The organism is Pseudomonas sp. Pseusp97 (assembly GCF_047304025.1).
Taxonomy (GTDB): domain Bacteria; phylum Pseudomonadota; class Gammaproteobacteria; order Pseudomonadales; family Pseudomonadaceae; genus Pseudomonas.
The window spans coordinates 1-8,278 of record NZ_JBGLYK010000234.1; the positions used below are offsets into that span (position 1 = coordinate 1).

An 8,278-nucleotide genomic window follows, 5' to 3' on the forward strand; every position below is an offset into this window, starting at 1 on the left:
GGCCGGCATGGTCCACGGCCTGCTCGCCGGTTGGCCGGCCGAGCGCGTCCTGCGCCAGGCGACGGCGGTGGCCGCGCTGGCGGTGACTCAATTCCATTTCGGCATCGGCGACGCGCAGCGGCTCAAGCGCATCGAAGACGCGGTGCAGGTTCAGGCGCTGGCGCCGAGCCAGGCCTGAGCGACAGAACAACAAGAGGTATGACGATGAACCTTGCCCTGATCACGGCCTGCCCCAACGGCCAGATTACCAGTGTGCTGAGTGCCCGCCTGCTGCGTGCGGCGGCTGAGCGCCTGGGCTGGTCGGTGTGTGTCGAGCAATGCCACCCGCAGCATCCGGAGCGTCAACTGAGCGACGGGCAGTTTGCCGCCGCCGACTGGGTGCTGGTGGTCAGCGCGCACCCGTTGGAGCTCTCGCGCTTTGTCGGCAAGCGGCTGGTGCAGGCACGTCCGGCCGAGGCACTGGCCGACCCGGCCGGTTTCCTCCAGCGCGCCGCGCAGGAGGCGGCGATCTGGCAGGGCGATGAAACTCCGGGCGCGGCCGCCGAGGAGGAAGAATCGGCGAAGATAGTCGCGGTGACCGCCTGCCCGACCGGCGTGGCGCACACCTTCATGGCTGCTGAAGCACTGCAGCAGGCGGCGCAGCAGATGGGCGTCGATCTGCGGGTGGAAACCCAGGGCTCGGTGGGCGCGCGCAACCCGCTGACAGCGGAAGAAATCGCGGCGGCGGACGTGGTCCTGCTGGCGGCGGACATCGAGGTCAATCCCGAGCGTTTCGCCGGCAAGCGCATTTTCCGTTGCGGCACCGGCGTGGCGTTGAAGCAGCCGCAGGCGACCATCGAGCGCGCGCTGAAGGAGGCGAAGGCGGAAACTGCCTCGTCCGCTGGCAGCAGCGCGGCGCCGACGAAAAATGAAGCGCGCGGCGTCTACAAGCACCTGCTTACCGGCGTGTCCTTCATGCTGCCGATGGTGGTGGCCGGCGGCCTGCTGATCGCGTTGTCCTTCGTCTTCGGCATCGAGGCGTTCAAGCAGCAGGGCACCCTGGCTGCGGCGCTGATGCAGATCGGCGGCGACGCGGCGTTCAAGCTGATGGTGCCGATGCTCGCGGGCTATATCGCCTGGTCCATCGCCGACCGCCCGGGCCTGGCGCCGGGGTTCCTTGGCGGCATAGTCGCCGGCCTGCTCGCCGGCTATTCGGCGCGGGCGATTGCCCAGTGGCTGCCGCTGCCGGCCAGTGTCGCGGCGCTCAAGCCGATCCTGATCATCCCGCTGCTGGCCAGCCTGTTCACCGGGCTGGTGATGATCTATGTGGTGGGGTCGCCGGTGGCGGCGATGATGCGCTCGCTCACCGACTTCCTCGCCGGCATGGGCACCACCAACGCCGTCCTGCTCGGCCTGCTGCTGGGCGGGATGATGTGCGTGGACCTCGGCGGGCCGATCAACAAGGCGGCCTATGCGTTTTCGGTCGGCCTGCTCGCTTCCCAGAGCTACGCGCCGATGGCGGCGGTGATGGCCGGCGGCATGGTTCCGCCAATTGGCATGGGCATCGCCACGCTGCTGGCACGGCGCAAGTTTGCCCAGAGCGAGCGCGAGGCCGGCAAGGCGGCGCTGGTGCTCGGGCTGTGCTTCATCTCCGAGGGCGCTATTCCCTTCGCCGCGAAGGACCCGCTGCGGGTGATTCCGGCGAGCATCGCCGGTGGCGCGCTGACCGGCGCGCTGTCGATGCTGTTCGGCTGCAAGCTGCTGGCGCCCCATGGCGGGCTGTTCGTGCTGCTGATCCCCAACGCGATGAACCACGCGCTGCTCTACCTGCTGGCGATTGCCGCGGGTAGCGTGGTGACCGGGGTGCTCTATGCGCTGCTCAAGCGCAGTGAGGCGGCGCCGATGATGGTGATGGGGTAAGTGTAACTCACCGCACCGATTGTCTCGCGGCGGATAACGCTGGCGCGTTATCCGCCCTGCGGATGTGTGCGGAGATGTTCGCGAGCAAGCTCGCTCCTACAGGCCCGCTCCGGTGTTTTCCTGTAGGAGCGAGCTTGCTCGCGAACCGCCTGGCGTAGCGCCCCGGCAGTCGAGATTGACGTCAGGCGCTACGTCGGGAACGTGGTTCGGCGGCCTGCGCCGGTGCCGGAACCGGCAGGCGGTGCGAGTCGCCGCGGCCCATGGGGAAGTACTCGAAGCCGTAGCGCGCCACCCGCTCGGGGTCGAAGAGGTTGCGGCCGTCGAAGATCACCGGGGCCTTCAGGCGGCTGGCCACCAGCTCGAAATCCGGTGCCTTGAACTGCCGCCACTCGGTGCAGATCACCAGGGCGTCGGCGCCGCCGAGGGTCGCTTCGGGCGTGCCCATCAGGGTCAGGCGTTCATCGTGGCCGTACAGGCGCTGCGCTTCGGGCATGGCCTCGGGGTCGAAGGCGCGGACCTTGGCGCCGGCCTCCCACAGGGCTTCCATCAGGGTGCGGCTGGGGGCGTCGCGCATGTCGTCGGTGTTGGGCTTGAACGACAGGCCCCAGAGCGCGAAGGTGCGGCCCTTCAGCTTGCCGCCGTAGTAGCTGCGGATGCGCTCGAACAGCTTGCTCTTCTGCCGCTGGTTCACCGCTTCCACCGCGCGCAGCAGGTCGCTGGAGCACTGGGCTTCCTCGGCACTCTGGATCAGCGCCTGGACGTCCTTGGGGAAGCACGAGCCGCCGTAGCCGCAGCCCGGATAGATGAAGTGGTAGCCGATGCGCGGGTCGGCGCCCATGCCCTGGCGTACCGCCTCGATGTCCGCGCCCAGGTGTTCGGCCAGTTCGGCGATCTGGTTGATGAAGCTGATCTTGGTGGCGAGCATGCAGTTGGCGGCGTACTTGGTCAGCTCCGCGCTGCGCAGGCTCATGGTGATGATGCGGTCGTGGTTGCGGTTGAACGGCTCGTAGATTTCGCGCATCACGTCCAGCACCTCGGCGCTTTCGCAGCCGATGACGATGCGATCGGGCTTGCGGCAGTCGGCCAGGGCCGAGCCTTCCTTGAGGAATTCGGGGTTGGAGACGATCTCGAAGTCCAGGCTGCGGCCGGCCTCGGCGAGCACATCGTGGATGCGGGCCTTCACACGGTCGCCGGTGCCCACCGGCACGGTGGACTTCTCGACGATGATCACCGGCTGGGTGCGGTTGCGGGCGATGCCCTCGGCAACGGCCAGTACGGCGCGCAAGTCGGCGGAGCCATCGGGCAGCGGCGGGGTGCCGACGGCGATGAACTGCACGCGGCCATGGGCGGCAGCCTCGGCGACATCGCTGGTAAAGCGCAGGCGCCCGGCTTCCAGGTTGTCCTTCACCAGCTCGGCGAGGCCCGGTTCGAAGATGCTGATCTGGCCGCGCTTGAGCTTGGCGATCTTGTCTTCGTCGATGTCCATGCACAGGACGTCATGGCCGACTTCCGCCATGACCGCTGCCTGTACCAGACCTACATAGCCGATGCCGAATACGCTGATTTTCATGTTGTTGCTCTCCCGCAGAGGGACTTGGAACGAGATGGAGTCAGTCGAACTGCGCTTGCTCGGGGCGAGCGTCGCTGGGTTTGATGACGGTTTTTCTGTCAGGGCGGCGTGGCGCGTTGATTGCGATCACGCCGGCGATCACCAGGGCGACGCCCAGGGTACGTGGCAGGCTCAGAGGTTCGCCCAGGCCCGGCAGCACGGCGGCGCCGAGGTAGACCAGGGCATAGCTCAGGCTCAGCCACGAGTAGGCGCGGCTCAGCGGCAGGTGTTTCAGGGCGAGCAGCCAGCAGAGCATCGACAGCGCATAGGCCATTACCGCGCCGGCCAGTGCCAGCAGGGCGGCCACGTCGAGCTGCGCTACGTCGAACGGCCAGTGCGCGGGCAGGCGCGTCATGCTCCAGCGCATGCCCAGCTGCGCGCCGCTCACCAGCAGCACGCTGCCCAGCGCGAATGCGATGCCGCGCTTCACGAGTGCATCCCCAGCAGGGCGACGCCGCCAACGATCAGCGCCACGCCGAACCAGTGGCGCGCGTCGATGCGTTCGCCGAAGAGGCGGCTCGCCAGCAGCGTCACCAGCACGAAGTTCAGGCTCAGCATGGGGTAGGCGACACCCACTTCCAGACGCTGCAGAACCAGCAGCCAGAGCAGCAGGCCACCGCCCAGGCAGGCGATGGCGAGCATCAGCCTGGGCGAGAAGAGCTTCGCCGCGATGCCCGCCGGCGCGTCGCGCCAGCTTTCCACGGCGAACTTCTGCGCCAGCTGGCCCAGGCAGGTCAGCAGGCAGACGCCGGCGAGCAGCAGGGCGGTCATGGCGCGGCCCGTGGAATCAGCAGGACCACCAGGTGGTTCTGCCGGTAGCTGATGGCGTCGGTGGGCAGCATCGCCAGTTCGGCTTCGTCGCTGGCGCTATTGACCCGCATGACCACGCCGATGGAGCCCTCGGCGCGGGCCCGGTCGATCCACGCATGGATGTCGGCGGGCGGAATGCTGCGGCCCTGTCCTTCGGGATAGCCCAGGCCGTACTTCAGCTCGCCTTCGGTATTGAACAGGGTGATGTCGCTGCGCTGGGTGCGCCAGGCGAGCGCGGTGGCCGCGCCCAGGTCGTTGCTCAGCAGGCTGCGCGCGCCCTTGAGTTGCTCCAGATGCTCGGCGATGAACTGGTCGGGCATCTTGCTGTTGACCATCTTGTTCGGCATCGCGTTGGGCACCAGCGCCACCAGCAGCCAGGCGGCGAAAGCAGGGGCGGCCCAGAAGCGATGGGGGCGCAGCAGTTGCAACAGGCCGGTCAGCAGCCAGACGAGGCAGACCAGGCCGATCATCAGGACGCTGGGCAGTTCGTCGTGGTACTGCGGGTGGCGTGCCTGCATGAACAACAGGCCGGCCAGCGCACTGCTGCCCAGCAGCAGGTTGAGCGCGCCGTTGAGTTTCAGGGCGATCAACCTGCGCTGCTGCAGCGCCTGGCCGATGGCGTCGGCCATCAACAGGGCCAGCGGCGCGAAGCAGGGCATGATGTAGGTCGGCAGCTTGCCCTTGGCCAGGCTGAAGAACAGGAAGGGCATGGCGAACCACAGCAGCAGGTACAGCCGCTTCGAATCCCGCCAACCCTGGAATCCGTTGCGCAGCGCCGGGATGACCAGCACCGCCCAGGGCAGCGCGCTGGCGAACAGCAGCGGCACGAAGAACCAGATCGGCCGGCCATGCTGGGCATCTTCGGCGGCGAAGCGGCGGATGTGCTCGTTCCAGAAGAAGAAATTCCAGAAGTCCGGCTCGCGGGCATGGATCATCAGTGCCCAGGGCGCGCTGACCAGCAGCGCCACCAGGACGGCCAGCGGCCCGTAGCGCAGCAGCTCACCGAGGCGCTTCTGCTGCAGGGCGTACGGCAGCCCGACTATCACCGGCAGCAGGAAGGCAAGGAAGCCCTTGGTCATCAGGCCGAAGGCGCAGGCGGCGCCCAGCAGGCTCCAGGCGGCGAAGCGCCCCCGCGCGCTGGCGGCATCGAAGGCGAACCACAGCGCGGCGAGGCTCAGGTTCACGCACAGGGTGAACTGCGGGTCGAGGTTGGCGTAGCCGGCCTGCCCGGCGATCAGCCCGAAGCTCAGGTAGAGCAGACCCGCGGCCCAGGTGCGGCGTGGATCGTTCCACAGTCGGCGGGCGACCAGCATGACCAGCAGGGTGCTCAGCGCGGTGACCAGCGCCGAGGCGAAACGGACGCCGAACAGGTTCTGCCCGAACACCGCCTGGCTGATCGCGGTCAGCCAGTAGCCGCCGGTGGGTTTCTCGAAGTAGCGCAGGCCGAGCAGGTGCGGGGAAACCCAGTCGCCACTCTGCAGCATGGCCTGGGAGATCTGCGCATTGCGCGACTCGTCGGGAATCCACAGGCCGTGAAAGGCCATCGGCAGCAGGATGCACAGTACGAAGGCGGCGAGCAGTGTCGGGTAGGCCAGACGCTTCATGCGCGCTGCACCCCCAGCCAGCCTTCGCGGCCGGCCAGTTCGCCGCGCACGAGGCTGGCGACGGGCAGGGTGGTGGGATCTTGCGGCAGCAGCCGGCCCAGCGGAACGAAGCGGATGCCGCCGGCCCGTGCCTGGGCCAGCAAGCGGCGGAAGTCGTGGGCCATGAGAATGCCCTCGACCTCGGCGTGAATGGTGTACACGTTCAAGGCGTCCATGTCGAAGCGGGAAAGGATGTAGTCATTGAAGGCGGACGGCGCCACCTGCGGGCCGACCACCTCGTCGAAGGTGGGCATGTCCACCGGGATCTGCGGGGTGCCGGGGCGGCCGTCGGCCAGGCGCGGGCGGAACAGCGAGCGGCCGCGGCAATCGCTGTTGTAGCGAAAGCCGAAGCGCTCCTTGGCTTCCACCGTGCGCTCGTCGGCGCGCCAGCCGGCCACCGCCGAACATTCCACCGGGTTGCCGAGGATGTCGGCGAGGGTGTCCACGCCGCGGCGTATCTGTTGCTCCAGTTGCTGCGCGCTCCAGCGGCCGGCGTTGGCCTGCCAGCCGTGGTGGTCCCAGGCGTGCAGGCCGACTTCGTGGCCGGCGTCCTGCACGCGCCGCATCAGGTGGCCCAGGTCGCGGCCGATCGGCTTGCCCGGCCAGGCTGTGCCGGCGAGCAGGATGTCCCAGCCGTACAGCCCGGCGGCGTTGGAGCGCAGCATCTTCCACAGGAACTGCGGGCGGATCAGGCGCCACAGGTGCCGGCCCATGTTGTCCGGGCCGACACTGAAGAAGAAGGTCGCCTTGACGTCGGCTTCCTCGAGCATGTCCAGCAGCCGCGGCACACCGTCACGGGTGCCGCGGTAGGTGTCCACATCGATGCGCAGTCCTGCCCGCATCAGGCGATGCTTTTCAGCGGGACGGCGTGAGGCTGGCCGCCGACGCGCTCGGCCAGGGCCTCGCGGAGGAAGAAGTCCAGGGTCTTGCCGATGGTGGCGGACAGCTCCACGCTCGGCTGCCAGTTCAGCAGGCGGCGGGCATTCTCGATGCTCGGCTTGCGATGCGACACGTCCTGGTAACCGTCGCCATAGAAGCTGCGGCTTTCCACTTCGCGGAAGCCGGCGAAGGGCGGGAACTGGTCGCGCAGCGGGTGGGCCTCGAACTGGCGCAGCAGTTCCTCGCCCAGTTGGCGGATGCTGGCTTCGTTGTCCGGGTTGCCGATGTTGACGATCTGACCGTCGCAGCGGCTGCCTTCGTTGTCGATGATGCGCGCCAGCGCCTCGATGCCGTCGTCCACGTCGGTGAAGCAGCGCTTCTGCTCGCCGCCGTCGACCAGGCGGATCGGGGTGCCTTCCACCAAGTGCAGGATCAGCTGGGTGATGGCGCGGGAGCTGCCGATGCGCGCGGAGTCCAGGCGGTCCAGGCGCGGGCCCATCCAGTTGAACGGACGGAACAGGGTGAATTTCAGGCCCTTCTGGCCGTAGGCCCAGATGACGCGGTCGAGCAGCTGCTTGGAGACCGAGTAGATCCAGCGCTGCTTGTTGATCGGGCCGACGATGAGGTTGGACTTGTCCTCGTCGAAGTTGGCGTCGGAGCACATGCCGTACACCTCCGAGGTGGACGGGAAGATCACGCGCTTGTTGTATTTGACGCAGTAGCGGACCAGCTTGAGGTTTTCCTCGAAGTCCAGCTCGAACACGCGCAGCGGGTTGCGGGTGTATTCGATCGGCGTGGCGATCGCCACCAGCGGCAGGACCACGTCGCACTTCTTGATGTGGTACTCGATCCACTCGGTGTGGATGCTGATATCGCCTTCGACGAAGTGGAAGTCCGGGTTGCCCTTGAGGCGCTCGATGGCGTCGGAGCCGATGTCCAGGCCGTAGACCTCGTAGTTGCCATCGCGCAGCAGGCGCTCGGAGAGGTGGTTGCCGATGAAACCGTTGACGCCGAGGATCAGCACGCGGGTCTTGCGCTTGGGCTTGCCGGCCGCGCCATGCAGGCGCGAGCCGTCCACCAGGCCCATCTCGCGGGCGAGCTGCGGGCCGGCGAGGAACAGGCCGCTGTCGCCCTGCTGGCCGGAGAGGATTTCCAGCGAGTCTTCGCCGCAGGCGATGCGCAGCGGGTCGACCGACAGGACCGAACCGGGCGCCATGCCGTTGTTGCCAGCTGCGACGCGGGCGCTCCAGACGATCAGCTTGCGATCGCCCACCGGGGCGAAGGCGCCGGGGTACGGCTGGGTGACGGCGCGTACCAGGTTGTGCAGCTCGCGGGCCGGGCGCTTCCAGTCGAGCTGGCCGTCGGCGGGGGTGCGGCGGCCGAAGTAGCTGGCGCGGGATTCGTCCTGGGCGACCTCCTGCAGCTCGCCGCGAGCCAG

7 protein-coding genes and 1 pseudogene are annotated in these 8,278 nt (G+C 68.0%); 2 read left to right on the top strand and 6 right to left on the bottom strand.

Going from position 1 to position 8,278, the window contains the following annotated elements:
- Both ACCC94_RS25310 and ACCC94_RS25315 read left to right on the top strand, forming a co-directional pair.
- A pseudogene (locus ACCC94_RS25310) lies at nucleotides 1–178 on the top strand (1-phosphofructokinase); the annotation flags it as partial.
- 26 nt (nucleotides 179–204) lie between these two features.
- The gene (locus tag ACCC94_RS25315; protein WP_413352376.1) at nucleotides 205–1,899 is read left to right on the top strand and encodes a PTS fructose-like transporter subunit IIB; all 1,695 of its coding nucleotides are present in this window, start codon (nucleotides 205–207) and stop codon (nucleotides 1,897–1,899) included.
- A gap of 181 nt (nucleotides 1,900–2,080) precedes the next feature.
- Here the strand turns inward: ACCC94_RS25315 and ACCC94_RS25320 are convergent, their stop codons facing one another.
- The 6 genes from ACCC94_RS25320 to arnA form a co-directional block, all read right to left on the bottom strand.
- On the bottom strand, nucleotides 2,081–3,469 hold the full coding sequence (locus ACCC94_RS25320; RefSeq protein ID WP_413352377.1) for a UDP-glucose dehydrogenase family protein: 1,389 nt from the start codon (nucleotides 3,467–3,469) through the stop codon (nucleotides 2,081–2,083).
- Nucleotides 3,470–3,509: 40 nt separating this feature from the next.
- Nucleotides 3,510–3,938, bottom strand: a complete 429-nt coding sequence (arnF, locus tag ACCC94_RS25325; protein ID WP_413352378.1) for a 4-amino-4-deoxy-L-arabinose-phosphoundecaprenol flippase subunit ArnF — start codon at nucleotides 3,936–3,938, stop codon at nucleotides 3,510–3,512.
- Nucleotides 3,935–4,279: a 4-amino-4-deoxy-L-arabinose-phosphoundecaprenol flippase subunit ArnE gene (gene arnE / locus ACCC94_RS25330; RefSeq protein ID WP_413352379.1), complete on the bottom strand. Its 345-nt coding sequence runs from the start codon at nucleotides 4,277–4,279 to the stop codon at nucleotides 3,935–3,937. The genes arnF and arnE overlap by 4 nt, the downstream gene beginning before the upstream one ends.
- The gene (gene arnT / locus ACCC94_RS25335; protein ID WP_413352380.1) at nucleotides 4,276–5,922 is read right to left on the bottom strand and encodes a lipid IV(A) 4-amino-4-deoxy-L-arabinosyltransferase; all 1,647 of its coding nucleotides are present in this window, start codon (nucleotides 5,920–5,922) and stop codon (nucleotides 4,276–4,278) included. Before arnT ends, arnE begins: the two co-directional genes overlap by 4 nt.
- Nucleotides 5,919–6,806, bottom strand: coding sequence for a 4-deoxy-4-formamido-L-arabinose-phosphoundecaprenol deformylase (gene arnD, locus ACCC94_RS25340; RefSeq protein ID WP_413352382.1), 888 nt, complete (start codon nucleotides 6,804–6,806; stop codon nucleotides 5,919–5,921). The genes arnT and arnD overlap by 4 nt, the downstream gene beginning before the upstream one ends.
- A partial coding sequence (gene arnA / locus ACCC94_RS25345) for a bifunctional UDP-4-amino-4-deoxy-L-arabinose formyltransferase/UDP-glucuronic acid oxidase ArnA (RefSeq protein ID WP_413352381.1) occupies nucleotides 6,803–8,278 on the bottom strand: 1,476 nt, incomplete at its 5' end. The genes arnD and arnA, both read right to left, overlap by 4 nt.

Bases quoted from the DNA above. Each gene is read 5' to 3' on its own strand.
- ACCC94_RS25320 (WP_413352377.1), bottom strand. From the start codon at position 3,469: ATGAAAATCAGCGTATTCGGCATCGGCTATGTAGGTCTGGTACAGGCA.
- arnE (WP_413352379.1), bottom strand. From the start codon at position 4,279: ATGACCGCCCTGCTGCTCGCCGGCGTCTGCCTGCTGACCTGCCTGGGC.
- arnT (WP_413352380.1), bottom strand. From the start codon at position 5,922: ATGAAGCGTCTGGCCTACCCGACACTGCTCGCCGCCTTCGTACTGTGC.
- ACCC94_RS25315 (WP_413352376.1), top strand. From the start codon at position 205: ATGAACCTTGCCCTGATCACGGCCTGCCCCAACGGCCAGATTACCAGT.